At 50.3% G+C, this 25231-nt stretch carries 22 protein-coding genes; 18 read left to right on the top strand and 4 right to left on the bottom strand.

The window, feature by feature from the left end; translation table 11 throughout:
• Positions 1-12: 12 nt before the first annotated feature.
• A complete protein-coding gene (locus AB1656_18425; protein MEW6237362.1) occupies positions 13-969 on the bottom strand; it encodes a hypothetical protein in 957 nt (318 codons plus the stop codon).
• Positions 970-1439: 470 nt separating this feature from the next.
• On the opposite strand from AB1656_18425, the gene AB1656_18420 reads away from it, so the two are divergent.
• The gene (locus tag AB1656_18420; protein MEW6237361.1) at positions 1440-2891 is read left to right on the top strand and encodes a formylglycine-generating enzyme family protein; all 1452 of its coding nucleotides are present in this window, start codon (positions 1440-1442) and stop codon (positions 2889-2891) included.
• 82 nt (positions 2892-2973) lie between these two features.
• Here AB1656_18420 and AB1656_18415 read toward each other — a convergent pair whose 3' ends face one another.
• Positions 2974-4083, bottom strand: a complete 1110-nt coding sequence (locus tag AB1656_18415) for a response regulator (protein MEW6237360.1) — start codon at positions 4081-4083, stop codon at positions 2974-2976.
• A gap of 259 nt (positions 4084-4342) precedes the next feature.
• Entirely contained in the window at positions 4343-5530 is a 1188-nt protein-coding gene (locus tag AB1656_18410; GenBank protein ID MEW6237359.1) for a DUF362 domain-containing protein, read from the bottom strand.
• Positions 5531-5839: 309 nt separating this feature from the next.
• Here AB1656_18410 and AB1656_18405 point away from each other — a divergent pair, with 309 nt between their 5' ends.
• Positions 5840-7348, top strand: coding sequence for an alpha-N-arabinofuranosidase (locus tag AB1656_18405; protein MEW6237358.1), 1509 nt, complete (start codon positions 5840-5842; stop codon positions 7346-7348).
• A 176-nt stretch (positions 7349-7524) separates the two neighbouring features.
• On the opposite strand, the gene AB1656_18400 is transcribed toward AB1656_18405, so the two are convergent.
• The gene (locus tag AB1656_18400) at positions 7525-8895 is read right to left on the bottom strand and encodes a hypothetical protein (protein ID MEW6237357.1); all 1371 of its coding nucleotides are present in this window, start codon (positions 8893-8895) and stop codon (positions 7525-7527) included.
• A 102-nt stretch (positions 8896-8997) separates the two neighbouring features.
• Here AB1656_18400 and AB1656_18395 point away from each other — a divergent pair, with 102 nt between their 5' ends.
• The 16 genes from AB1656_18395 to AB1656_18320 all read left to right on the top strand — a co-directional run bounded on the left by AB1656_18395 (position 8998) and on the right by AB1656_18320 (position 25199).
• Positions 8998-9321, top strand: coding sequence for an L-rhamnose mutarotase (locus tag AB1656_18395; protein ID MEW6237356.1), 324 nt, complete (start codon positions 8998-9000; stop codon positions 9319-9321).
• Positions 9322-9685: 364 nt separating this feature from the next.
• On the top strand, positions 9686-11848 hold the full coding sequence (locus tag AB1656_18390; protein MEW6237355.1) for a dihydroxy-acid dehydratase: 2163 nt from the start codon (positions 9686-9688) through the stop codon (positions 11846-11848).
• A 330-nt stretch (positions 11849-12178) separates the two neighbouring features.
• Positions 12179-13264: an OmpA family protein gene (locus AB1656_18385; protein MEW6237354.1), complete on the top strand. Its 1086-nt coding sequence runs from the start codon at positions 12179-12181 to the stop codon at positions 13262-13264.
• A 288-nt stretch (positions 13265-13552) separates the two neighbouring features.
• On the top strand, positions 13553-14161 hold the full coding sequence (locus AB1656_18380; GenBank protein ID MEW6237353.1) for a hypothetical protein: 609 nt from the start codon (positions 13553-13555) through the stop codon (positions 14159-14161).
• Positions 14151-14480 (top strand): transcriptional regulator, encoded by a 330-nt coding sequence (locus AB1656_18375; protein ID MEW6237352.1) that lies wholly within the window; start codon positions 14151-14153, stop codon positions 14478-14480. Before AB1656_18380 ends, AB1656_18375 begins: the two co-directional genes overlap by 11 nt.
• A 230-nt stretch (positions 14481-14710) precedes the next feature.
• Positions 14711-16228: a PfkB family carbohydrate kinase gene (locus AB1656_18370; GenBank protein ID MEW6237351.1), complete on the top strand. Its 1518-nt coding sequence runs from the start codon at positions 14711-14713 to the stop codon at positions 16226-16228.
• Between the two features lie 420 nt (positions 16229-16648).
• Complete coding sequence (locus AB1656_18365; protein ID MEW6237350.1) at positions 16649-17479, top strand: transketolase; 831 nt, start codon at positions 16649-16651, stop codon at positions 17477-17479.
• The gene (locus AB1656_18360; protein MEW6237349.1) at positions 17476-18393 is read left to right on the top strand and encodes a transketolase C-terminal domain-containing protein; all 918 of its coding nucleotides are present in this window, start codon (positions 17476-17478) and stop codon (positions 18391-18393) included. The genes AB1656_18365 and AB1656_18360 overlap by 4 nt, the downstream gene beginning before the upstream one ends.
• 27 nt (positions 18394-18420) lie before the next feature.
• The gene (locus AB1656_18355) at positions 18421-19053 is read left to right on the top strand and encodes a hypothetical protein (GenBank protein ID MEW6237348.1); all 633 of its coding nucleotides are present in this window, start codon (positions 18421-18423) and stop codon (positions 19051-19053) included.
• Between the two features lie 109 nt (positions 19054-19162).
• Positions 19163-20224, top strand: coding sequence for an aminoglycoside phosphotransferase family protein (locus AB1656_18350; protein ID MEW6237347.1), 1062 nt, complete (start codon positions 19163-19165; stop codon positions 20222-20224).
• 193 nt (positions 20225-20417) lie between these two features.
• The gene (locus AB1656_18345; GenBank protein ID MEW6237346.1) at positions 20418-21080 is read left to right on the top strand and encodes a class I SAM-dependent methyltransferase; all 663 of its coding nucleotides are present in this window, start codon (positions 20418-20420) and stop codon (positions 21078-21080) included.
• Between the two features lie 83 nt (positions 21081-21163).
• Positions 21164-22219: a zinc-binding dehydrogenase gene (locus AB1656_18340; GenBank protein ID MEW6237345.1), complete on the top strand. Its 1056-nt coding sequence runs from the start codon at positions 21164-21166 to the stop codon at positions 22217-22219.
• A 55-nt stretch (positions 22220-22274) separates the two neighbouring features.
• Positions 22275-22856, top strand: coding sequence for an acyltransferase (locus AB1656_18335; GenBank protein MEW6237344.1), 582 nt, complete (start codon positions 22275-22277; stop codon positions 22854-22856).
• A complete protein-coding gene (locus tag AB1656_18330; GenBank protein ID MEW6237343.1) occupies positions 22846-23544 on the top strand; it encodes a class I SAM-dependent methyltransferase in 699 nt (232 codons plus the stop codon). Before AB1656_18335 ends, AB1656_18330 begins: the two co-directional genes overlap by 11 nt.
• 51 nt (positions 23545-23595) lie before the next feature.
• Positions 23596-24699, top strand: a complete 1104-nt coding sequence (locus AB1656_18325; protein MEW6237342.1) for a DegT/DnrJ/EryC1/StrS family aminotransferase — start codon at positions 23596-23598, stop codon at positions 24697-24699.
• Positions 24699-25199 carry a WbuC family cupin fold metalloprotein gene (locus AB1656_18320; protein ID MEW6237341.1) on the top strand — a complete coding sequence of 167 codons (501 nt, stop codon included), beginning with the start codon at positions 24699-24701 and terminating at the stop codon, positions 25197-25199. The genes AB1656_18325 and AB1656_18320 overlap by 1 nt, the downstream gene beginning before the upstream one ends.
• Positions 25200-25231: the final 32 nt, after the last annotated feature.

The raw sequence follows: 25231 nt of genomic DNA, 5'->3' as shown, positions 1-25231 counted from the left end.
CTGAGCGAAAAATTACGCCATCAGCCCTCTCTCTTTTTCCTGGGAGCGGAGCAATTGTTGCAGTTTGTTGATCCAGGCGAGGAGTGGTTCTATTCCTTTATCGCGGTCGATGGGAAGATAGGTTAAGTGGGAGAATTGTTTGGGATCGAGGGAAACGCCTTCCCGCGCCATTTCTAGAAATTGCAGGCCGATCTCTACGGCCCGCTCGCTTTTATTCACTATGTGGATGGCTCGGCATTTAAAAACGAATTGCGATTGATTGACCTTCCCTTCCGTAATCTCCGCTACGCTCACCAATACCCCCCGTTTCAGACGGTAATCCTTGGCGGCGCTGAAGAGATTGAGCCGTAGGAAAATCTCCTCATCTGCATTAGGCAGATCGTCGCTACGGACGTTCATCATAATCACGGAGGCGCCGATGTCGGATAGGCTGCGCACAAGGTAGGACGGTATCGGCGCATGGCGGTTGTTTTCATATCCCGTAATCTCGCAAAAATGATCTTCAATCCGAGGATACGCCCGGAACCGCTTGCGCCGGTTGATCGACAGCAAGGCGTCGGGAAAGGATATAAACAAAGCGTCTTTACCCACTAACCGTTGGCCCTTGTTGGAAAGCGGCTTCTCGATGCGTTTCAGGATCGAGCACATTCCCCCCAGGCGGACGCTGGCCGAGATAAACATGATGCCGACTTTCGCGCCGACTGCCGCCGCTTCCTGAGACAATTCTTGATACGGAACGTTCTCGGCGATAAAGAAATCCTTCTCCATCTCGAAATGCTTTTTCAACGATAAATAAACCGTATCTTCTTTTCCCAACGGATTGGTCTTCGTCAATTTGAGTTTCTTCTCCTCGGCGGAATCGATGTTGAAAACGCACTCCACCTGGTTGAAAGAACTCAAAATGTTATAAATCGGACCCACTTCCGCGATAGTAATTTCCGGCGTTTGAATCAATTCGCTGAACCGCATCGTTTCCTCGCAGGCGAAATCCGCCGTTTTTATAGGATGGTTATATCAACATGCTATATGAATAAAATTTACAACTCTCGGTTTTATAAAGCAAGATTATTTATTTGATAGGATCCCGACAAAATCCCTTAATTTGTTTTTGTCTTTTTCCTTTGAATAGCGCTTGCGCATCCCTGTCAATTATAGCCTTTCTTTGGTCAAAGAAAAAAAACTGTCGTTTAGCGCTCTGCGGCGTAAGCATTATGCAATGATATGAAGATTATAATGCGCAAGTAAATGAGGATTCGATGTCCACTGAAAAATGATAGGAGTATTTCTGTAAAAATTATTATGGAAATGTTGCGAAAAAATTCAATCGCGCATTATCGCCATCTTGTAAAAAGAAATAAATAGCGTTATGTTAACGAAATAGTGTTTTTAGGATTCGAGAATAAAAGGGAGGCGTTGGTTTGGAAACCAGGATATCGAAAATGAATTATAAGACGATATATGACCGATTGTTTTTGCGCTTTCTCATTGTCTTCGCCGCGTCTTGCGAGATATTGGAGGCGCATCCCGAAACGCATGGATTCGCCTCGATCCCGATGGCGACCGGTTCCAGCGCGGCGAATTTCTATTTCCAATACGAATTCGAACAGCCGACGTTATTGGAAAATCGGTGGTCGGCGATTCCCGGCGGCTTTCAATTGGGAACGCCGGCGGGCCGCGTGGCGTTCGCGGCGTTCAATTCGGGAGAGATGCCGTCATCCAACGATAAATTAGGGATGCAAGTTCAGGTTCAGGGTAAACAAGTTGCGTTTCTACTGGCCATGAATCCGATTCAAAATCAAGGAAAGCCAGTTTTATTGCGTTTAATTGCGCGAGCCAACGGCCTAGACGCGCAACTGGCTCTCGTTGCTCTAAAAGGCGACTTACAGACGGGAGAGAATATGGATGGCTCCATCGCGACTCATATTCCCGCTAATTCTTCAAAGATGATCGAATCCGAGTATTGCCTGACCTTGCTCTATCAACCCGATTCAGGGACGGATATCACTCCCGCCATTCAAGTCGCCGGAACCGGCGGCTTCGGAGTGACGACGGTGTGGATCGACCGGTTGGAAGTCTATTTAGTGGAGGACGCTCTTTTCGCTTCGAAGAGCCTTACTTTTCCCGCAACGCCGGCGCCAAGCGGGATTTCGGTTACAATTCCTCTTCCCAATCTTCCCGAAGGCGCGAAGCCGTTGGAGATGGTCTTGATTAAAACGGGGATGTTTGTAATGGGTGCGCCTTACAGCGAACGCGGACGATCGAACGATTACGATTGGCCGCCGCATGAAGTGACGATATCGAAGGATTTCTATTTGGGGAAATATGAATTAACACAAGCGCAGTGGCAAGCGGTTATGGGGTCGAATCCATCCAATTTTCAAGGAAATCCAAACAATCCCGTTGAAAATCTCTTATGGAGCGATTGCCAGGAATTCATTGAAAAATTGAACCAACTAGGTCAAGGAATCTTTCGTTTGCCCACGGAAGCGGAATGGGAATACGCTTGCCGAGCGGGAACAAGGACGCGATTTTCTTATGGGGATATTCTTGAAACAGACGATCAACGGGAATTTTCGCCGATTCACGACCAGTATATGTGGTGGTGCACAAATTCGAGCGATCAGCCTCACGAAGTAGGTTTGAAACTGCCCAATCCTTGGGGACTTTATGATATGCACGGAAACGTATGGGAATGGTGTTCGGATTGGTGGGAAGCGCCTTACGCGAGATGGCCGCAAGTCGATCCGCAAGGTCCTGAAACAGGGACGTCCATTGTTATCAGAGGCGGGAGTTGGTTCGATTATTCCAGCAGTTGCCGTTCGGCGTTCCATTATACGGTTTCTGAAGGTAAGTACTATAACATAGGGTTTCGCGTTTGTAGAATTCCATAATTTATTTTGGATGGAATGCAGATCGAAGAAATAATTTGCGCCAAGAGAGCGAGCCTATCAAAAAATTATTTATCGCTGCGATTCACGAAACCAGCACTTGAGTCACCCGGCGTTCGAGTTCTTCCACTTCGAAAGGTTTAGTCATATAGACGGCGACGCCCACGTTGCGGCCTCTTTCCTTATCTTCTTTCGATTTGCGGGCTGTGATCATGATGACGGGGATATTTTTCGTGCGCGGATCCTGGTTGAGCCTCATGCAAAATTGATAGCCGTCCATCACCGGCATTTCGCAGTCGGAGGTGATGATATCGGGGCTTTCTGCGATGGCGGCTTGCAGTCCTTCGCGGCCGTCTTCCGCCGTGATGACGAAAAAGCCGATTTGGCGGAACATCTTGGCGACGACTTCGCGAACCAGCGGGCTGTCGTCGACGACGAGGGCTTTGAATTTTTTGCTCTTGCGGGGCGCGTCGACGACGGAGGCGATGATGCGTAAATTTTCGCCCGATTCGAAGGGATAGCGCAGAACCTGATGCACGCCGGATTCGAAGCAGTTTTCCTTCGTCTCCAGGTTCCATTCGCGGCTAAGAACCATAACGGGGATATGATTGAGCAGTATGGATTCTTTGATGCGTTCGCACAATCGAAGTCCGCTCATGTCCGGCAGTTGAAAATTGCACAGGACCAAATCCGGCGATTCGGCGGCGGCGGTTTTTACGCCTTCTTCGCCGGAATCGGCGGCTACTAAGCTGTACCCCGCCGACATGAGCTTTTGCCGAAGAGAGACCGGCGGATCTTCCAGCGAATGGACAAGTAGGATTTTTTTGGGCCAAGGAAGGACATGCCGCAAGATGGCTTCGATTTGGGCTTCAGTATGAGGCACGGGTAGAAAAGCGTCGGCGCCGATTTTATAAGCGAAATCCGCGCCGTCGTCGCGGGAAGCCGTTACCACGAAAAGAGCGCGTCCCATGTGTTCGTCCACTTTCACGCGGGCGACGACGTTGACGTCGGCTTGTTCGATGATCGTAGCCTGGATGAAGATGAGATCGGGTTTGGCCTGCCACAGTTCTTTCAACAAATCGCATTCGTTGCGCATTTCGATGGGATCGACGCCGTTTTTCAAGCACGACTTGACAATGAATCGCGAGATCAACGGACTTGTGCTGGCAACAAAGGCTCGTGGTATTCCGCTCATGTTATGGCTTCACCCTCAAAAAAGAAATCAATTCGCCGCCCTGCTTTTTTCTCCCGCATGAGAAATTCTCAGAGGCTGTCTATAGCCTTTGGAAAAATAGTAACAAAAAAAGGGGTTGCATTTAAGGCGTGAATAGGAGAAAGCGCAGAAGTTTTCTTGATGGACGCTTAGGAATGCACGGGGATAAAATGGCCGAATAGAATAAGCGGACGGCGCCGATTCAAGGCGCCATCCGCGTCGATAGGATTTCGCAATTCTCTTATGCGTTATAGGGATAACGGGCTTCTTCGATCGATAATCCGCGCACGTCGATTTTCGAGAGGTCCGCCGTTCCCAAGCCCACACGTTCGGCGAGCAGGAGATGATTGTCGCATTTCTCGAACGGCGCCGTTCCACGTTCGGCTCTGGGATTCGCATAACCCATCACGGCCGTTCCTACAGCGTCGGTAGAGACGGGATTCAGACCCGCCATAACGATGCCGGGGGCGGTGGGTTTAATCTTGGCGTTCCAAAATCCCTCGCCGCCTTTCATGGATGTGATGCCGTCAATGACGGCTAGGTGAATCGGCCGGGCGGCGCAGATATCCACGACGATACGGGGAACGACGACGCCCGCAACGGCGTCTAATACTTTTTTTGCGCCGGGCAAGACGATATTCTTTTTGCCCCAGCCGCTGGTTCCGTGCATAGCGCCGCGCGCTTGGGTAGCGTCCTCGGAACCGGCGTCGTCGCCGTAAAGCGAGCAGGGAGTGATTCCGAACATATTTTTCATCGAGAGAGTAACGCCAGCGGTTTCATGATTTTTTAGTTTGTTTAGCGAGACGAAGATATCCGCGTCTTCATACGAGTGATTCAGTTGGAAGGAATTGAAGAGATAACCTTCACCGGGGACTTTTAATTCGCAATATTTTTTGCCCTGACCAAGATTGCGGGTGTTTTCCGCCTCCACGCCATTGATTTGCATAAGCGATTTTACGTCCCAACCGACCATTTCCATGGCTTCTTCCAAAGTTTTTTTATAATAGGCGCATTCGATAAAGCGAACCCTTTTCGCTCCTTCCGCCATTAATATGGAAGCGAGGGCGCAAGCCGTGGCGCCGTGAGTCAAGTAAGTCTCTCCCGGAGGTTTGCTGAACAGGGTCTGATAGGGGCTGCCAGTAAAGTTCACCTTCACTGCTACGGTTTTGCCTTTGACGAGAGAACCGACGCCGCCAAGAAGGTCGAAGCATTTCTTGATCGATTCTTCCACTTCTTTGCCGTATGTTCGGCAGCGGGCGATAGCGACTTTGGCATTGGCTAGATGAGCGGGGGAAATGGCGGCGGAGGGCGCCGTCTCTTGGGTTTGCGCATAAGCCAGCGCCGCCGGACCGGCGGCGGCCAATCCCAATCCTAACCGTAAAAAAGAACGGCGGCTGCAAAGATGAGACTCTTGTATTCTATCCTTCATCGTTATTCTCCTAATCGATCGAGGAATGGAGTTCGTATTGATTATTATTTTGGAATCTCATAATAATGCGTAATATCGGAAAAAGAAACAATCCTGTTCTACAAGGGGGTGGATTTGGGAAAATCGCTTTATGATAGGCGGTTGAATATTTCCCCCTTGGATTAAGCAAAAGATATAGGATAATAGGCTGCGCTTTGTTAAGCGACTACTAACAATAGGGAGGGCAATCGAATGATGCAAGGGAGAATCGAGAAGTTTTTTTCCCTTAGTAAAATCGTGCGGGCCATCGTTCTGGCAGCGACGGGATTCATGTGTTTCATCTTCACTGCAAATGGAGAAGAATTGGCGGGAAATCGCCTGGTCATACACGCCGATAAGGGCGGAGCCGAGATCGACCGGAATATCTATGGGCACTTTTCCGAGCACCTGGGAAACTGCATTTACGACGGCTTCTGGGTGGGCGAGGATAGTCCGATCCCCAACACCCGCGGCATTCGCAACGATCTTGTGGAGGCGATGAAGAAGATTCATACGCCGGTGCTGCGCTGGCCGGGGGGATGCTTCGCCGACGAGTATCACTGGAAAGATGGAATCGGGCCTCGCGATCAGCGGCGTCCGATGGTCAATACTCATTGGGGCATGGTGACGGAAGGAAACCAATTCGGAACGCACGAATTCATGGACCTGTGCGAGCAGATCGATTGCGAGCCGTACATCTGCGGCAACGTGGGCAGCGGTTCCGTGCAGGAAATGCAGGAATGGGTCGAATACATGACGTTCGACGGCAAAAGCCCAATGGCGGATTTACGGCGCCAGAACGGGCGGCAAGAGCCGTGGAAAGTGAAATACTGGGGCGTCGGCAACGAAAGCTGGGGCTGCGGCGGCAATATGACGCCGGATTATTACGCCGATCTCTACAAGCGTTTTCAGACTTATTTGCGCAATTTTTCCGGCAATCGGCTATATAAAATCGCCTGTGGCGCCAACGGTGGATGGGCGGACTGGACGGAAGTTCTTATGAAGCAAGCGGGTAGAAACATGAACGGCCTCAGCTTGCATTATTACTGCGGTTCGGGCAAGAGAAGCCGCTCGGCGACGAAATTCGACGAAGAGGATTGGTTCGATCAAATCGATCGCGCTTTGAAAATGGATGAGATTTTGGTGTTGCATGGATCGATCATGGATAAATACGATCCGCGAAAGAGAGTGGGGCTGATCGTGGACGAGTGGGGCGCATGGCATGAGGTCGAACCGGGAACCAATCCCGGCTTCTTGCGCCAGCAAAATTCGCTGCGCGACGCGCTGGTGGCGGGCCTCACGTTGAACATCTTCCATCAGCATTGCGACCGCGTGAAGATGACGAACATCGCACAGACCATTAACGTGCTGCAATCGATGGCGTTGACCGATGGGGAAAAAATGCTGCTGACGCCGACGTATCACGTCTTCGATCTCTACCAGGTTCATCAAGACGCCATTTCTCTACCCACGGATTTGCAATGCGGAGATTACGAATTCGGCGGTAAGAAGATTCCCTCATTGAACGTCTCCGCCTCGCGGGATCAAGCCGGTAAAATTCACATTTCTTTGTGCAATTTCGATCCCAAAAATGCGGCGGAATTGAACTGTGAGTTGAAAGGCATTCAAGCGAAAAGCGTCTCCGGACGGCTGCTGACCGCCGACGAGATTACAGCGCATAACACCTTCGACAAACCGGAAAACGTTAAACCGGTTACCTTCAATGGAGCCAAGATCGACGGCGGGAATTTAACGGCGAACTTGCCGCCAAAATCTGTCGTGGTTTTGGAAATCGAATAAGCGGCGAACATTTATATCTCATGTGACGCACGTAGGCTTTTTTCATGGAATTTGCCATCTTTACAATTCCTCTCCCAAGATTGGGAGAGGTTAGGTGAGGGTTGATTTGATAGAACTTACCACCCTCACCCTACCCCTCTCCCAAAGGGCGAGGGAATGAAAATGCGTATCATGAGCTAAATAATAAGACTCGATTTTCCTTTCGGCAAATCGAAACATAGTATCGTATTATTGCCATCAACCATCCAGCGTCCGCTATCCAGTTGCAACGGGCGCTGGATTTCTTTTAATGGGTTGGCTTCTTGCTCCATTCGAGGAGGCGCCGTAAGAATGCCGGGAATTCGGATTGTGTAATGAGGACATGCGAAAGGCGCGAGAAAATCGATGCGGCCGTTCGTTTTTTGGATGCGGGTTAATTCCTTGGCCGCCCAATAGCGGGCGATTTCGCTTAGTTTCATCCAAATAATATTGTCATGAGCCGAATGCAGGCGAAGAACGGCTTTTTGCAAAATTCGGAAGCCGATCTCGTCGCCGTTGAAATAAATCCCCGGCCAATGGCATACCATAATCGCCGGTTCGCCCCGCGCAATCACTTGGGGCAACCGTCCGCCCTGTCCATCTTCCGTTATCAATAGATCGGCGGAACCGGGAACCAGGCCATCCCATCCGCCAAACCAATCGCCGGTGCAGCCGATGATGGAGACGACGCATTCGGGATGGGGGCCGTCGATTCCAGCGGCGTATTGTACTAAAGGCGCAACGCTTTGTTCGTCGGTGAACAAGTCGCGGAAATAATGGGGAATCTCGGCGTTGAAAACATCGCGGCAGGATTGCAGCGTCGCCTGCGCCAACGCGGGACGGGAACGGCTCCCGAATCCGCCGGGCGTAGTGATCCCTTCGCATGAAAATCCGGCGTTTTTGAGAATGCGCAGCGCATAACTTAGGTATTCCGTCAATTCGTCCGCCGATTTGCCCACCGACCAGCCCCAATTTTCCATATAGTTTTCGCTGCGTTCAGGAAAAGGACGTCCCGTTTTCACGTCGATTACCCAAGTATGCGTAATCATTTCCGGATGGATGTCCCAGTTCGGCGCCATGAGGGTGCGAACCAGATTCAAACTCTCTTCCAATTCCCGTTTGGACCAGCCGGGAAGATCGCGGTCCAGCCAGCCGACGCAAGCGGGGCAGGGAACCTGGCTGTATTTGCCTTTGACGCCATGCTCGGCGCACCATTCCCCGAATTTTCGCACGAAAGAGTCGGGAATCTCGCGCGGCAGTTCGCGCCAAGGTTGCCGGTAGCGATCGGGGAATACTTCGTTGAATTGGGGAATGCCGAAGTGAGCCAAGTTAACCAGGCAAGTCGAATCGTCAATGATTAGGCTGACGGGGACGCGGTTTTGAGGATTGAGAACAACAATGTCCTGCGAAGATGGAGGGCGTTCTCCAAGATTTTGCGCTAGAACAGATCGAGTTTCCCACGCCAAAGCGGCTCCTGCGGCGTTCAGAGCGGAATTTCGTAAAAAACGGCGGCGCGTTTGCTGGTTCATTATTTTTCTCTTTTCCCGCGATTGAAATGGATCGAGACATGCCGTTTGCTTCTGTAATTTGATAAAATATCAAAAAATTCCAAGAAAGCGAGGTTTCGCACTATGAAACGCTACGGCATGGTTATTAAAGTGCGTCCGGAAAAATTGGAAGAATATAAAAGATTGCACGCCGCCGTCTGGCCGGACGTTTTGGATATGATTAAGCAATGCCATATCCGCAATTATTCCATATATTTCAAAGACGGCTTTCTCTTCAGCTATTTCGAGTATGTTGGAGCCGATTTCGCCGCCGACATGGCCAAGATGGCGGCCGATCCAACGACGCAGGATTGGTGGAGCCATTGCAAGCCTTGCCAGGAACCATTGGAAACGCGGGCGGAAGGTGAATGGTGGGCCAATATGGAAGAGGTTTTTCATGTGGATTGAGTAACTCATGTTACGCAGTCTGGGAGCGCGGGCATCCTGCCCGCAGGTTGGAGCAGCCGATCCAACGCAGCGTATGGATTTTATTTTTCGTTGCGCTATTGGAACACGAAACCACGAAAAGGCGCGAATTCCTCGAAATGTATTGAATCACGGATATCACGGATGCTTTAGGATTACACGGAAAAATCCTTTTTATGGCGCAATCCCTAATGTTAATTGAATTTAAGTTTTTTTCGTGTTTTCTTCATTCTTTCGAGTTTTCGTGATTCAATCGAAGATCCCAATATCACCTTAGTTTTTTCGCCGCGCGTAACATGATTGAGTAAGATTTTCGCCAGACCTCTGCAATAAAAAGGAAAAATTGATGCGCCGAAAAAATTCTTCGAAAAAGATGCGGATACTGATAGGTTCCAATCCCTACGCCAAGGAAGTGCAGGGGAAAGCCAACGAACCGATTTGCGTCGCCCGGCTGCTGGAACGGGCGGGGGATTATCTGAAAAATCCCGATGGCGCGACGTTGGAGGAAATATATGACCGGCTGGAAGAAAACGCGCCTCGCGTAGCCGTGATTACGGGTTCGCCCGATCAACCCGCGCATATTATGGATGAAGCGGCGATGTTGAAAGCGGTTGCCAGCCTTTGGAATCGCGGCGCCGTTCCCTTCGCCTTCGGCGTTCCCGTCATGTGCGATGGAACGGCGCAGAGCACGCAGGGGATGTGCTACTCCCTCGCCTCGCGCAACCTGGTCAGCGCCATAGTCGTCAACCAGATGGAAAGCCACTCCTACCACGGCGCTTTCGTCCTTCAAGGCTGCGACAAAACCCCCTTCGCCATTGTCAACGCCCTCGCTTCGCTGGACGTTACACGGCGGGCGAGGGGAGAAGCGCCCGTCTTCGGCGTCTTCGCTCCCGCTCATGTCTTGCGCGGCGGCGTTTTTCCTGACGATTTGCGAAGCGATCTGTTGCAAATCGCCGCTCGCGCCGATGAGAACGGCGCGCCGGATATCGGCGGCGATATACGCGAAACGCTGCGTTATCTATTGCAATGCACCACGAACCAGGCTTTTCAAGGCATTCTGAAGCGGGCGGAGCAAAAAGGGATCATTTCGATCAAACGGCATAAAGAATTGGAAAAACGCTTAGCCGTCCATACTTGCCACCGGCTGGGCGGCATTTGCGCTTTCAACGGAACCGGCAACAGCAGCCGCCATCTGGTTTGCGCTTTGGGATTGGCCCATCCAGCGTTGGATTTTTTAACCGAGCCGCCAACGTTCGGGCAAGTGGATGAAGCCGTGGTGGATATGCTTTCCGTATGCAACGATTCCGCTTTCGGCGTCTCAAATATCGTCATTCAAAATATCGAAAACGCTGTGCGCGTCCATAGCGCGATGGGGGGATCGACCAATTTGACGATGCATTTGGTTGCTTCCATGATTTACGCTGGACGCCGCTTCACATTGGCGGATTACGACCGCATCCGCCGCCAATTTCCTATTCCCGATCTCTTCGATTTTAGCTTGACGCTGGGGCGCGATATCTTCGCGCTGGCGCGGCAAAGCGAAGAGGGACGCATTCGCGGGGTGGATACGATGCTGTACGAACTGCGCCGCAACGGCGTTCCCATCGCCGAGAACGCGCCGACAATGACTGGTACGACCTGGAAGCAGCGGTTGAAAAACAAACAGCGTCTCGCCGCTGCGAACGTGAAGGACAATCCCATCATCCTTTCCCACCCTCGGCGGGCCGTCAGTGGAATCGATATCCTGCAAGGCAATTTTTTCGATTCCGCCATTGTGAAAATCAGCGGGATGCCCGATGTGCAGTTAGACGAATTCGACAATAAAATCGCCGTGGTTCTCTATTGCGAAAACGAGGAGGAGGCGACGTCGCGCTTGCTCGATGTTGATCTGCTGAATCGTTTTCAAGCGATGGCAAAACTAAATCGCCAGACGCTTCTTTGCATCCACCGGCATAATACCAGCGAGAACGATCCCTCCTTAGAGAAGATCAAGGGGACGCAGCGCCTTTTCCGGCGCTTGATCGAAGATTCGGCGCTGCGCATTGCGCTTATTATCGCTGGCGTTGGGCCGGAAGGGTATGGAATGCCGGAAATGTTTACGCCCATGCACCATATCAATTGCAATCAGTCGTTGAAGAAAATGGTTACGATCATCAGCGATGGGCGTTATTCCGGCGTAAGTTACGGCGCCGCCGTCGGTCACGTTACGCCGGAAGCCTACCGGCGCGGGGGCATTCTTTACCTTGCGACCGGCGATTTGCTGTTGCTGAGTCTACGGAAATGGCGCATCGATCTACTTGACCTAGAAGCGCTTCGTAACGGCGAGATTCGCCCTTATCGTGAAAAGTTGGAAGTCGAACGGAAAGCCTTGGGGGAAAAGCGATGGAAGCGCATGAATCGCCGCCTGGAAACTATCGATCCCAGCAACCAGATGAGAGATATCGCGGACGCATCGCAAGGCGTGGTTCCATTGCATGTATGGAAAAGAGCGGTCAACTCTTCATTTTAACTCATGAAGCGTCTTGAGATTTCGATACAAGCTGGTTGAGGAATCTTACTAGTAAAAGAATTGATTTTCTATACAACTTCTATATAATTGGATTTATCATAATTGGAGGCTCATGCAAAAAGGATTAAGTCTACGCTTTAATTCTCCCCCCAAGTTTGGGGGGAGTTAGAGGGGGGTTGATTTTATTAGGCTTAAGGCAACCCTCTCCTAACCTCCCCCACGCTTGGGGGAGGAATAATGGAGTTTTGCAAGAGGCTCATTGGATAATAATTTGATCTAGTCGTAATTTTTATATATACAATCCATATTTTGAAGAAAAGGAGATTCACGATGAAGAAATGGGCCTCTGTTTTATTCGTTGCGTTCTTGTTGGCGGGCTGCGGATCGGTTCCATACAAAAAGCCACTCGTGCTCAGTCCCGTCGGACCGGAGAAATGCGAGAAAGTGGCGATTAACCAAGCAGTGATTATCGTCGATTCTTCGCGTTCGATGAAAAGCGAGGAAAAAATCGCCCTCGCTAGATCGTTGGTGGAATCGTTCGTTTCGGCGATCCCGGACGGCGATTTTTCCACGAGTTTGATCGTATTCGGCGGCGATAAGTTGGAGGTAGGAACCCTGAAACCTTTCAATCGCTCCGAACTAGCCGCAGCGGCGAAAGATATCCCTTATTTGAGTGGGATTACGCCTATGGAAGGCGCTATTAAAGGCGCTGCTTCCGTTCTGCAAGGGAGGCAGGGGAAGACGGTGGTCATCCTCTTCAGCGATGGACTTCCCACGTTTGCTCCCGGTGCATTGAAAGCGATGAAGGAGTTAGTAAAGGCGGGACAGGGCGAAGTTTGCATTCACGCCATCCAAACCGAAGCTAGCCGGAAAGGGAAAGAATTTCTGAATAAACTCGTCGAATTAAGCCCATGCGGAGAATATCGCATGGGGACGGATCTCTATAACGAGTATACTATGGTGGATTTCGTTCGTAAGATATTCATCGTATCGATTCCCGACAGCGACGGAGACGACATATGCGACGACGCGGATCAATGTCCCGATACGCCCAAGGGGGCAAAAGTGGACGACCGGGGCTGCTGGACCGTTCCCGGCGTTACCTTCGAATACGATAAGTCGGTAATCCGGCCTCAATTCTTCCCCGAACTGGATGATATGGCGAACGTATTGAAGGAGAATCCGGGAATAAAGATTTATGTAGACGGTCACACCTGCGATATCGCCACCGAAGAATACAATCAGAAACTATCCGAACGCCGAGCCGATGCCGTACGCAGCTACTTTATCGAAAAGGGCGTTGAAGCTTCCCGCATGACGGCGCGCGGATTCGGCGAGACTAAGCCGATCAAGCCGAATACGTCGGACGAGAACCGGGCGTTAAACCGCCGCGTGGAATTGACGATTATGAAATAGATCGCCGTTCAAGATATTTCAATCAATGAACGAAGGACGGGCAGGCATTGCGCTTGCCCGTTTTTTATTGCCGTCTTTTCTTATCATTCCGCGATAAGGAAAGACGGCAAATATTTTTTTTAGAAATTTTTTTATGAATAACCTTGACGATGATTCTATTTATAATAGAATTGCAAACAGGTTTGCAAAGCAAACTCATTTGCGAATAACAAGCGTTTACGGAGGTCAATTACTATGATTTCTCAATTGGATTTTCAAGAAATTGAACGAAGGGCCAAGAGATCGCTCATGCAAGACGGTCTCCTAGAGATTTTTCTAGGATTGTATTTGACGATTTTGGGCGTTGTGATGATCGTTTGGATAAAGTGGATTTCCATTCCTACTTTCTTGTTGCCGTTTCTCTGTTATTTTTTTATAAAGTACGTCAAAAAGCGTTTAATTTATCCCCGCATGGGTTATGCCTCGTTAAATTCGGAGGAAGAATCCCATCCCTGGATAACCTTGTCGAAAAAACTTCCGGGAATAGTGGGAGTAACTTCCTTGTTTTTGTTGCTTGCTGCAGCGACTATCCCACTTTTCCAATGGTTTCTAGGGAAAAATTTAGGGTGGAATTTTTGGTCGCTGCGGTTTTTCCCCGCTATTTACGGAATTGTGTTGGCTATAGGACCAGTAACTTTGGCGTCCCAATATCAATCTCCACGTTGGCTGTCGTTGGGGATAATCTGCATAATCAGTGGAATCGTTATTCCCTTTTTTTATAGCCTATCTTTTTATGAAATTCTTGGAAGGCAGATTTTTCTAATTGGAATAATCTCAACCATCATGGGAGCGATCGTTTTCATCCGTTTTTTGCGAATGAATCCGTTTCCGCCGGAGGATATCGCTCATGAAATCTAAGGAATCCCATTCCGGCGATTTTCAATCTCTTCCCGAAATCGATCGTTTGGTGCATGAACCGGCGCGGCTTGCGATCATGGCGGTTTTATACGCCGTGGATTGCGCGGATTTCTTGTTCGTTATGCGTCAAACCAGCCTAACACGGGGAAATTTGTCTTCGCACATGAGCAAGCTGGAAGAAGCGGGATATCTCGAAATCAAGAAAGAATTCGTAGACAAAATTCCCCGAACGCTCCTTAGGATAACCCCCAAAGGACGCCAGGCGCTTAAAGCGTACCGGGAAAATATGAATGAAGTATTGCGCCAGTTGCCGGAATAGGCGATATCGATGAACGCGGCGGCGAAATCGTGGATTCAGGGAGGCCAAATAAACCATGAATATAAGGTTCGAATCTTATTCGAAAAGAAATTTTTCACCAAAGGTTTTTCACATCGGTTGACTTAAACCGGCGTCGAGATGTTGATATAATCGTAAAATTTCCTGGATTGGAAATATGTTTTGGAAAAGGGGCGATGCGGAACCATGTTTTCGCTTGCGTATAATATTCGATGAGTTTCTTCGATAAGATAAAAAAAATAAGCGAGTTGGCGGAGATTATCGAGAATCTGCATAAGGATCGGAAAAAGGCGATCCTGTGCCATGGTGTTTTCGATCTGCTTCATATCGGGCATATCCGGTACTTGCACAAGGCGAAAAAGTTGGGCGATGTTCTCATCACGACCGTTACGCCTGACCGCTTTGTGAACAAAGGGCCGCATCGTCCGGTATTTCCAGAAGGTTTGCGCGCGGAATCGCTGGCGGCGCTTGATTTTACGGATTATGTAGCGATCAACGAATGGCCGACGGCGGAAGAGACTATCGCGGCGTTGAAGCCGGACGTCTACGCCAAAGGCGCCGAATACCGCGACAAACGCACGCCGGAGATCATGCGGGAAGAGATCGCCATCGCCGCCGTCAACGGCGAAATCGCTTATATCGAGGATATTACATCCAGTTCGTCTTTCCTCATCAACAAACATTTCTCGCCGTTTCCGGAGTCCGTGGAACAATATCTGCATTCTTTGAGCGAGACCTATTCCGTGCAGGATATTTTGAAATACCTCCATTCGGCCAAGGAATTGAAGCCGTTGGTGATCGGCGAAACCATCATCGACCAATATTTTTATTGCAATGCGCTCAATATCTCCGCCCACGCTCCCATTTTGCCGATGAAGTACATATCCGACGAGGAGTTCGTCGGCGGCGCGGCGGCCATAGCCAACCATCTGGCGGGCTTTTGCGGCGAGGTGGGATTGTTGTCGATGCTGGGAAGCGAAGAGCCGCGCGAGGATTGGATTCGCCAACGGTTGAACAAAAACATCCATCCAACATTTTTACGAAAATCCAATTCGCCGACGATCGTCAAGCGCAGATATCGCGAACCATATTTCGAACTTCCTGTTTTCGAAGTGTATACGATGAACGACGAACCGCTCAACGAGCGGGACAGCCAAACGTTATGCTCTCGCCTGGAGGAAATGCTCAGCCGCTACAATTTGATTATCGTCGCCGATTATGGACATGGGATGATCGACCGGCCGGCGGCGCAAGCGCTGAGCAGCCGTTCGAATTTTCTCGCTTTGCTAACCCAGGCCAATGCGGGAAATATGGGCTACCATACGATTTCGAAATACGCGAAGGCCGATTTCGTTTGTTTGTCGGAAGAGGAGATGCGCTTGGAATGCCGCGACCGTTATAGCGGCTGTTATCCCCTTGTTCAACAAATCGCCAAGAAAATGCAAGCGGATCAAATCGCGATCACGCAAGGCAAGCGGGGATGCACCTGCTACCGCAAAGAAGAGGGGTATTTGGAGTCGCCCGCCTTGGCCATCCGCGTCGTGGACCGTGTTGGCGGCGGCGATGCTTTCTTCGCTCTTGCTTCGGTTTGCGCTTACCAGTCGGCGCCGTTGGATATATTGTCGTTTATGGGCAATGTGGCTGGCGCCGAAGCCGTAGCCGTGGTGGGCAACCGCGAACCCATTGATTCCCTATGCTTCACGCGCCATATTGAATCGTTGATGAAATAATAAGTCATGTAATGCGCCATGGGAAATTATAGGAATCTCTTACCATCGTCGTTTGAATCACGAAAACACGAAATGAAAAAGAAAAACACGAAAAAAGGAAAAGCGGTTGGCGCAAGGAATAGCGTTGCGAAAGAGATTTTCCGTGATATCCAATAGAATCCGAGATATCAGTGATTCAAATATTTCGTGAAATTCGAGCCTTTTCGTGATTTCGCGATTCAATAACGCTACATAAAGAAACCTTTACGCTTTTCTTGAATGATGGTTCCAATTGGTTGTGAAATACTTATCCCCTAGGCGAGAGAACAGCGACTTCGTAACATGAAATAATAATTCTGGATGGAAATGGAATATTTGCTAGGACAATATAGACGGGTTTTTCCTCAGCGCATCGTTCTTGGCGAATAGGAATATTTGGATATGACCCCTGCGCCCATTAAAGAGATGGAGAAGATCGCCCGGCGTATTCGCGGGCGGGTGGTGGAACTTTCCCACCTGACCAAAACGCAGCATCTCGGCTCTTCGCTCTCCTGCGTGGATATCTTGACAGCCTGTTATTGGAGCGTTCTGCGCATCGATCACCAGGCGCCCGGCGATCCTTGCCGGGATCGTTTTATATTAAGCAAGGGACACGCCGCCCCGGCGTTGTACGTTGCGCTGGCATACAAATCTTTCTTTCCCGAAGAGTTACTAACCACCTTCGCCCAGGACGGCAGCCATTTCGCCGAGCATCCATGTCCCAAGGGCATCCCCGGCGTCGAAGCGGCGACGGGATCGCTGGGACATGGCTTATCGTTGGGCATCGGCATGGCGCTGGCGGGCCGTATTTTGAGGCATACGTACCGCGTGTTTGCGCTGCTTAGCGACGGCGAATGCAACGAAGGCTCCGTCTGGGAAGCGGCGATGATGGCCCCTGCGCACGGCTTGGACAACATCGCCGTCATCGTGGATTACAACCGATGGCAGGCGACGGGACGCAGCGAAGAAGTGCTGGCGCTGAAGCCGTTGCGGGAAAAATGGGCGGCTTTCGGATGGGACGCTCATGAAATCGACGGCCACGATCTATCGGCTTTATGCGCGCTGCTCCATACCGTTCCCGACGGTTCCGGCAAGCCAAGAGCGATTATTGCCAAGACGGTCAAAGGCAAAGGCGTCTCTTTCATGGAGGACGACAATAACTGGCATTACCGCGTTCCTACGGAAGAAGAGGTGTTCGCGGCGAAGCGGGAGTTGGGATTGGTGGAATCATGAGAAACGCTTTCGCCGCTGTTGTAACGGAACTTACGCAGGAAGACCCCAGGCTGGTGTTATTAGCGGGGGATATCGGCAACCGTTTGTTCAATCAGTTTAAAGATTTCAGCCCCAACCGCTTTTACAATTGCGGCGTCGCCGAAGCCAATATGATCGGCGTCGCGGCGGGGATGGCCATGAGCGGATTGCGTCCCATCTGCTACACCATTACCCCTTTCATCACAGCGCGGTGTCTGGAGCAAATCCGGGTCGATCTCTGCTATCATAATGTCCCCGTAACCATCGTTGGCACCGGCTCCGGCCTTTCCTACGCCAGCCTGGGCGCTACGCATCATTCTTGCGAAGACATCGCCATGCTGCGCGTTCTTCCGGGGATGACGGTGATCTGTCCGGCGGATGCTGTGGAAGTGAAAGCGGCGGTGCGCGCCGCCTTGAAGCATGACGGACCGATTTATATCCGCATCGGCAAGAAAAACGAACCCGTCGTTCACGCCGCCCCGCCGGATTTCGTTATCGGCAAATCGATTTGCCTGCGTCCAGGAAACGACGTTTGCCTTCTGAGTACGGGAAATATGATCTCCGTTGTTTTGCAAGCGGCAGAAAAGCTGGAACAAGCGGGATATTCGGCGAGAGTGGAAAGTTTTCACACCGTGAAGCCATTGGATGAAGAATGCTTGAAAAAAGTGTTCAGCCATTGCCGCGTCGTGGCGACGATCGAGGAACATAGCCTGATCGGCGGCTTCGGCGCCGCCGTAGCGGAATGGCTTGCCGATCGTCCGCCCTTCCCGGCGAAATTAGCGCGGTTTGGTTCCGCCGACCGCTTTCTCTATGAGACCGGCTCTCAGAATTTCGCTCGAAGACAGTACGGTTTGGATGCGGATAGCATCGCAGAGAAAATTAAAAATCTTCTTTAATTCCATTCATTAATAGTAGAATACTCTATGCCTGGGATTCTCATCGGAATCGATTTCGACAATACAATTGTGTGTTACGACGGCCTCTTCCATCGCGCCGCTATGGAATTGGGATTGATCCCTCAAGACGTTCCTGATTCAAAAAACGAAGTACGGGATTACCTGCGCCGCCAGGGAAGGGAAGACGACTGGACGGAATTGCAAGGGCGCGTCTACGGTTTGCGCATGTTGGAAGCGCAGCCCTATCCTGGAGTCGCCGATTTTTTCCGCGATTGTTGCGCTTGGGGCGTTAAGCCTTGCATCGTCAGTTTTAAAACCCGCTATCCCGTCATCGGGCCGCGTTGCGATCTTCATCAAAGCGCGCAAGCTTGGCTGGAAGAGAATGGCTTTTACGAAAAAGACGGGATCGGATTATCGCGGGAGCAAGTATTTTTCGAATTAACGTTGGAAAAAAAACTGGAGCGCATCGCCGAGTTGGGATGTTCTTGGTTTATCGACGATCTTCCCGAATGTCTGCGCCATGCGCAGTTTCCATCTCAAGTGAAGAAGGTTTTATTCGATCCTCATTATCTATATTCTTCCGACGGCGATTATTCGATCTTTCATTCGTGGGAAGAGATAATTTCCTCATTGAGAAGCAGCTGGTTTCGAATCGATTAGGGATTACGAGCGTAGGATGAGTCATGCCGTTTGACCCATCCATTATTGAAAACCGATGGGTCAAAAAACGCGACTCATCCTACTTTTTAATTAATTAAAAGGCGTTGGCGTGATTACGGAATCCGAAATTCAAGCCGCTATTCCCTCCTTGTTGAAGTCCGCCGGTCTGAACGGCGATTTTTCGCTGCATCCCGTTCCTGGCGGCGGCAACAATCGCGGCTACCGCATCGAATTGGATCGATCCCGTTATTTTCTCAAAGCCTATTTTCGCCATGAAAACGATCCTCGCGACCGGCTCGATTCCGAATTTCGCTTTACGCAATTCGCCTGGAATCAAGGGCTGCGCGCTTTGCCTCAACCCTTGGCGCGGGATTCCGAGCATGGTATGGGACTGTATGAATTCGTCGAAGGGCGGCGGTTGCAGGCGAGTGAAATTACGGAAGAAAAAATTCGCATCGCCGTCGATTTTTTCCGGGAGGTAAATCGCCATAAAGAAGCGCCGGAAGCGCAAATGCTGCCCATCGGCTCGGAAGCGTGCTTCAGCCTGGCGAGCCATCTGCGTTGCGTCGACCGCCGTCTGCAAATGTTGGAAGCCGTGAAAGATGCATCACCCATAGACGGCGCGGCGAGAGATTTCATCCAGAATGAAATGAAAACAATATGGGCGCGAATCAAAGAAGCCGTCAACCGATCTGCTGGCGGTCCTGCCGCCATGGAAAGGGAGTTGACTCATGACGAACGCTGCCTTTCGCCATCGGATTTTGGTTTTCATAACGCCTTGTTGACGCCGGAAGGACGCATTCGCTTTCTCGATTTCGAATACGCCGGTTGGGACGACGCCGCTAAGATGGTCTGCGATTTCTTATGCCATGTGGGAACGCCCATCCCGCGATCATTGCATCCTTTTTTTATTGATATTATAGTTAATGATATTTCCAAGCCGGAAATCCTGTTGCGGCGCATTGCGCTTTTGCGGCCCGTCTATCAGGTCAAATGGTGCTGCATCCTTTTAAACGAATTTATCAAGGTCGGCGCCGACCGCCGCCGCTTCGCTTCTTCACCGGAAGTTTTCGACGCCGTCAAGGAGGCGCAACTCGCCAAGGCGCGCGCCATGTTCGGCCAAATCGATTTGAATGCCGCGCCGTTTGTGGAAATGAGGGTGACTAAATAACGCATGTTGCGCACGAAGACCATTTTATTATGATTTTGCTGTTTTCCCTATCCCTCTCCCAAGATTGGGAGAGGTTAGGTGAGGGCTGATAAGATTAAACTTAGCCCCCTCACCCTAACCCTCTCCCAAAGGGCGAGGGAATGGAAATGCGTAAAATGAGCGAATAATATTCAGAACTAGAAGGAGAAGGCTTATGGGCCGTTTGTTGAACATCGTTACTCCTCTGCACAAAAGAGCGAAACGGGCGTATATCGACCGCATGGTTGACGATAAAGTCCATTGCATGTTGAAAGCGAAGGAATACGAATACGACTATTGGGACGGCGACCGCCGTTATGGCTACGGCGGTTATAAATACGACGGGCGTTGGTCCGTCGTCGCTAAGCAGTTAATCGACATTTATAACTTGAAATCCAACGCCAAGATTTTGGACGTGGGCTGCGGCAAGGCGCATTTGCTTTACGAACTGAAGCAATTACTGCCCGAATCCGAAGTCGTCGGCTTCGACATCTCCCGCCACGGCCTCGCCGACGCGCCGGAAGGCATCCGCGATCATCTGATCCGCTATCGCGCGCAGGACGCCTATCCTTGGGGCGATAATTATTTCGACCTGGCGATTTCGCTGGGCTGCCTGCATAACCTGCGCATTTTCGAGCTAGAGACGGCGCTGCGGGAAATCGAGCGCGTGGGCGTTAACCGCTATGTGATGCTGGAAAGCTACCGCAACGAGCTGGAGCAATTCAACCTGCAATGCTGGGCGCTGACCTGCGAATCCTTCTTCGATACGGCGGAATGGATTTGGCTATACCGCCATTTCGGATATACAGGCGACTACGAATTTATCTATTTCGAGTAATTTCTATTTCTAAAATAATGGGCGCCAAGGGCAAGGTTTTTTCTGCCCTTGAGCAGGAACATAACAACCGGGAGAGACATCGAATGACATCCGTGAAAACCATGAAGGCGGCGATACTGGTGGAATCCAACCAGCCGTTGGCCATCGCTGAAATCGCTCTGCCTTCGCAACTCGATATCGGCCAGGTTTTGGTGCAGATTCATTACAGCGGCATCTGCGGCGCGCAGATTAACGAAATCCAGGCAGCCAAGGGACCGGATAAGTTCCTGCCCCATCTGCTGGGTCATGAAGGCGTGGGAACGGTGATCGAAACCGGCCCCGGCGTTACGGCGGCCAAACCCGGCGATCTTGTAGTGCTGCATTGGCGGAAAGGGAAGGGAATCCAAGCCAATCCCCCCGCTTACGATTGGAACGGCCAGCGCGTCAATTCCGGCTGGGTGACCACTTTTAGCGAATATTCCATCGTTTCGGAAAACCGCATTACGCCCATTCCCAAGGATTTCGACCAGCAGACCGCGCCCCTCTTCGGCTGCGCCGTTACGACGGCTATAGGCGTCATCAACAACAACGCTCAAGTAAAGATCGGCCAATCTGTCGTTATCTTCGGAGCGGGAGGCGTCGGCCTCAACATGGTCCAGGCGGCGGCGATGGTCTCCGCCTATCCCATTATCGCCATCGACCTTTTCGACGACAAGTTAAAGCTGGCTTCCAAATTGGGCGCAACCCACATTATCAATTCCAACAAAACGGATGCGAAAACAGAAATCCAGAAGATCGTGGAAAACGCAGGCGTGGATGTCGCCATCGATAACACTGGCCAACCGCGCATCATCGAACTGGCTTATGAATTGACCAAACCGCAAGGGAAAGTCGTATTGGTAGGCGTTCCCAAAAAAGGGAATAATATTACTATCTATTCTCTGCCGATTCACTTCAAGAAAATCATCACCGGCTCCGAAGGCGGCGAAACGTATCCCACGGAGGACATTCCCCGCTACATCAAATTATGCCAGGCGGGGAAATTGAACTTGAAAGAAGTGATTACGGACCATTTCCACCTAGACGACATTAACATCGCCATCGAGAAAATGACGAAGGGCGAGATTACGGGGCGGTGCTTAGTGAAATGCAAGCCGTAGTTTCTATTTGACTGGTTTAAAATACCCTTTTTATTAGATTAGAACTGAGAAAAAAATGAATCTTGGCGGGGAATACCTAACCGAAAACGAACTAAAAAATTACGGTTTTCGCCGACTGGGCAAGAATATAAAAATCCATAACCGCGCCAGCGTTTACGGCGTGGAGAATATATCGCTAGGCGATCATGTTCGCATTGACGACTTTACCATTATCATCGCTACGGGGCCGTTAGAGATTGGCCATTATGTAAGCATCCCCAATTTCTGTTTTATTGGTGCGAAGTACGGCCTTGTTATGGAAGATTTCGTCACCTTGGCGCCGGGGGTGAAAATATTTACTTCTAGCGATGACTATTCGGGAGAATTTCTTTCAGGGCCGATAGTTCCGCCGGAAATGACTGGGGGGAAGAAAGGGAAAGTCACTCTCGGAAAGCACGTCCTGATTGGAGCGGGAAGCGTCGTGCTTCCCGCTTGCGCGTTGGGTGAAGGCTGCTCGGTCGGCGCGCTTTCTCTCGTCAACAAAGACCTGGAACCGTGGGGCGTCTATGCGGGCGTTCCCGCCATTAGGCTCAAAGATCGCCGTCAAGATATGTTGGAATGGGAAAAGAAACTGAAAGAACAAGGCAATGGATATTGATATCGGGACCTACAACGCCGATCCGGAACAATATAAGAAATTGGTGCAGGAATTATACGCCCAGCATCCGCCGATCACCCTGCCGCCGGAATACGCCAGTTTTATTGAAAAGGATATGCTGCGGTTTCTGATCCGGTTAGCGCGATATAAATTCGTCGCCCGGTTAATCAAGAAAAGCGACTGTCTATTGGAGATCGGTTCGGGGTCTGGACTCGGCTGCATTTTTCTCAGTCAGCATTGCACCGAAGCCACGGGCGTCGAATTGAAATGCACGGAAATAGAAGAGGCGCGATCTATCAATCGGCGTTCGAATTGCAAGTTTATTCAAGGCGACTTGTTCGAATTGAATCTTCCAGAAAAATTCGACGTAGTTATTGCCCTGGACGTCATCGAACACTTGACCGTAGAGCAAGGGAATCGATTGATCGCCGCTATGGCTTCCCGATGCAAGCCACATGGAATGATCGTCATCGGCTCGCCAAGCATTTATTCCTATCCTTATCAAAGTCCGTTAAGCCAAGCATCCCATGTTCATTGTTATGAGCAAGAAGAGTTGATGACTTTGATCGATCAATATTACCATCGCACGATTGCGTTCACCATGAATGACGAACTGGTTCACACGGGATATTCCAAAATGGCGTGGTATTATTTCGCCATTGGTTTTTCTCCCAAATTAACGGAATAAAGACGAAGATCGATCTCAAACCGAGCATCTTCGATTTGGTGATGAATGATAATGGAAAGACGAGTACCTTTTTTAGATTTGCGCATCCTCGACGATCAATCTCGAAACGATTTGTTAGAAGCGATCAATAAGGTATTTCTTCATGGACGCTTCATTCTAGGTCCGGAAGTTCAGGAATTCGAAGAAGCCATCGCGTCTTATTGTGGAAGGAAATACGCCGTCGGCGTCAATTCCGGGACGGACGCTTTATACTTAGGTTTAAAAAGTCTTGATCTTGGACGTGGAGACGAAGTCATTACTACTTCTTTATCCTGGATCGCTTCTGCTAACGCTATAGCCATGACAGGCGCGACGCCGGTTTTCGCCGATATCCGCGACGATTTGAATATCGATCCGCTAAGCATCGAAAAACTCATTTCCCCCAAAACGAAAGCCATCGTTCCTGTGCACTATACTGGCAAGGTATGCCGCATGCCGGAAATCATGGAACTGGCGCAAAAGCATAATCTCATAGTGATCGAAGATGCCGCCCAAGCTTTTGGCGCGCGATTGAATGACCAAGTTGCAGGTTCTTATGGCCGCATCGCTTGTTTCAGCATGAATCCTATGAAAGTCTTCGCCGCTTGCGGGGAAGCGGGCGTTGTAGTGACGGATGAAAAGGAACTTTACGACCGGCTGATTTACCTGCGGTATAATGGCGTTGTCAACCGCGAGACGTGCTACGAAACCAGTCTCAATGGAAGGATGGATACGATCCAAGCCGCCGTTCTCCTGCAACGTTTGCGCGGATTGTCAGAGATTATCGAAACGCGAAGACGCTTCGCGGCGATTTATCAAATAGAATTGGCGGGAATCGTCGATTTGCCGTGCGAATCGGCGGGTGAATGGAATGTTTATTATACCTTCACCATACGCGCATCCCGACGAGACGAATTGAAAACTTTTCTCGAAGCCCAAGGTGTTGAGACCAAAATCCAACATCCTATATTGATGCCCGAACAACCGGCTTATCGGAACGGCGTAAAGGGAGAATATCCCAACGCGCAACGGCTGTTGAAGCGGATTCTGTGCGTTCCCTGCCATGAAAAGTTAACGGAAGACGACATCCATTACGTCATAAAGCAAATTAAAGAATTCTATCGGAGCGGCGTTTAATGGCGGAAGCGTTTTTTTGCGAACAGGACATTATCGAAGTCGATGAAGCCTGGTTGTCGAAACTCAAGCAGGAAGCGGAGGCTTCGCCGCGAAGGCGTTCGCGCCTTTGCCTTCATCGCAACCATAAAGACTTGGTGCAGGAAATGGTCATCGCATTTTGCCGGGATTCTTTGGTTCGTCCCCACCGGCATGTAGGCAAAAGCGAATCGTTTCATGTCATCGAGGGCGATTTGGCCGTCCTTCTTTTCGACGAGGAAGGAAAAGCGATTAACAAAATCGAAATGGGGCCGAGAGGAAGCGGAAAAACCTTCATATACCGCATCTCTTCTTCATTATGGCATTCCGTTGTTTTATTGTCCGATTTCGCCGTGATTCACGAAGCGGCGGCGGGTCCGTTCTATCCTGAAGAAAATAATTTTCCCGCTTGGGAGCCTAAAAGCGATGCAGATTTGCGATTATTCTTGCAGCAATCCCTAGAATCGCTTCGTTCGAAAGATTAGAAGTTTTTCATCGAGGAAAAGAGTTGCTCTGC

The sequence above is a fragment of the Candidatus Omnitrophota bacterium genome, assembly GCA_040755155.1.
GTDB lineage: Bacteria > Hinthialibacterota > Hinthialibacteria > Hinthialibacterales > Hinthialibacteraceae > JBFMBP01.
Note: the sequence above shows the minus strand (reverse complement) of the source record. Positions and strands in the feature narration are given on the sequence as shown.

Bases quoted from the DNA above. Each gene is read 5' to 3' on its own strand.
- AB1656_18425 (MEW6237362.1), bottom strand. From the start codon at position 969: ATGCGGTTCAGCGAATTGATTCAAACGCCGGAAATTACTATCGCGGAA.
- AB1656_18420 (MEW6237361.1), top strand. From the start codon at position 1,440: ATGAATTATAAGACGATATATGACCGATTGTTTTTGCGCTTTCTCATT.
- AB1656_18415 (MEW6237360.1), bottom strand. From the start codon at position 4,083: ATGAGCGGAATACCACGAGCCTTTGTTGCCAGCACAAGTCCGTTGATC.
- AB1656_18410 (MEW6237359.1), bottom strand. From the start codon at position 5,530: ATGAAGGATAGAATACAAGAGTCTCATCTTTGCAGCCGCCGTTCTTTT.
- AB1656_18405 (MEW6237358.1), top strand. From the start codon at position 5,840: ATGTGTTTCATCTTCACTGCAAATGGAGAAGAATTGGCGGGAAATCGC.
- AB1656_18400 (MEW6237357.1), bottom strand. From the start codon at position 8,895: ATGAACCAGCAAACGCGCCGCCGTTTTTTACGAAATTCCGCTCTGAAC.
- AB1656_18395 (MEW6237356.1), top strand. From the start codon at position 8,998: ATGAAACGCTACGGCATGGTTATTAAAGTGCGTCCGGAAAAATTGGAA.
- AB1656_18390 (MEW6237355.1), top strand. From the start codon at position 9,686: ATGCGCCGAAAAAATTCTTCGAAAAAGATGCGGATACTGATAGGTTCC.
- AB1656_18385 (MEW6237354.1), top strand. From the start codon at position 12,179: ATGAAGAAATGGGCCTCTGTTTTATTCGTTGCGTTCTTGTTGGCGGGC.
- AB1656_18380 (MEW6237353.1), top strand. From the start codon at position 13,553: ATGCAAGACGGTCTCCTAGAGATTTTTCTAGGATTGTATTTGACGATT.
- AB1656_18375 (MEW6237352.1), top strand. From the start codon at position 14,151: ATGAAATCTAAGGAATCCCATTCCGGCGATTTTCAATCTCTTCCCGAA.
- AB1656_18370 (MEW6237351.1), top strand. From the start codon at position 14,711: ATGAGTTTCTTCGATAAGATAAAAAAAATAAGCGAGTTGGCGGAGATT.
- AB1656_18365 (MEW6237350.1), top strand. From the start codon at position 16,649: ATGACCCCTGCGCCCATTAAAGAGATGGAGAAGATCGCCCGGCGTATT.
- AB1656_18360 (MEW6237349.1), top strand. From the start codon at position 17,476: ATGAGAAACGCTTTCGCCGCTGTTGTAACGGAACTTACGCAGGAAGAC.
- AB1656_18355 (MEW6237348.1), top strand. From the start codon at position 18,421: ATGCCTGGGATTCTCATCGGAATCGATTTCGACAATACAATTGTGTGT.
- AB1656_18345 (MEW6237346.1), top strand. From the start codon at position 20,418: ATGGGCCGTTTGTTGAACATCGTTACTCCTCTGCACAAAAGAGCGAAA.
- AB1656_18340 (MEW6237345.1), top strand. From the start codon at position 21,164: ATGACATCCGTGAAAACCATGAAGGCGGCGATACTGGTGGAATCCAAC.
- AB1656_18335 (MEW6237344.1), top strand. From the start codon at position 22,275: ATGAATCTTGGCGGGGAATACCTAACCGAAAACGAACTAAAAAATTAC.
- AB1656_18330 (MEW6237343.1), top strand. From the start codon at position 22,846: ATGGATATTGATATCGGGACCTACAACGCCGATCCGGAACAATATAAG.
- AB1656_18325 (MEW6237342.1), top strand. From the start codon at position 23,596: ATGGAAAGACGAGTACCTTTTTTAGATTTGCGCATCCTCGACGATCAA.
- AB1656_18320 (MEW6237341.1), top strand. From the start codon at position 24,699: ATGGCGGAAGCGTTTTTTTGCGAACAGGACATTATCGAAGTCGATGAA.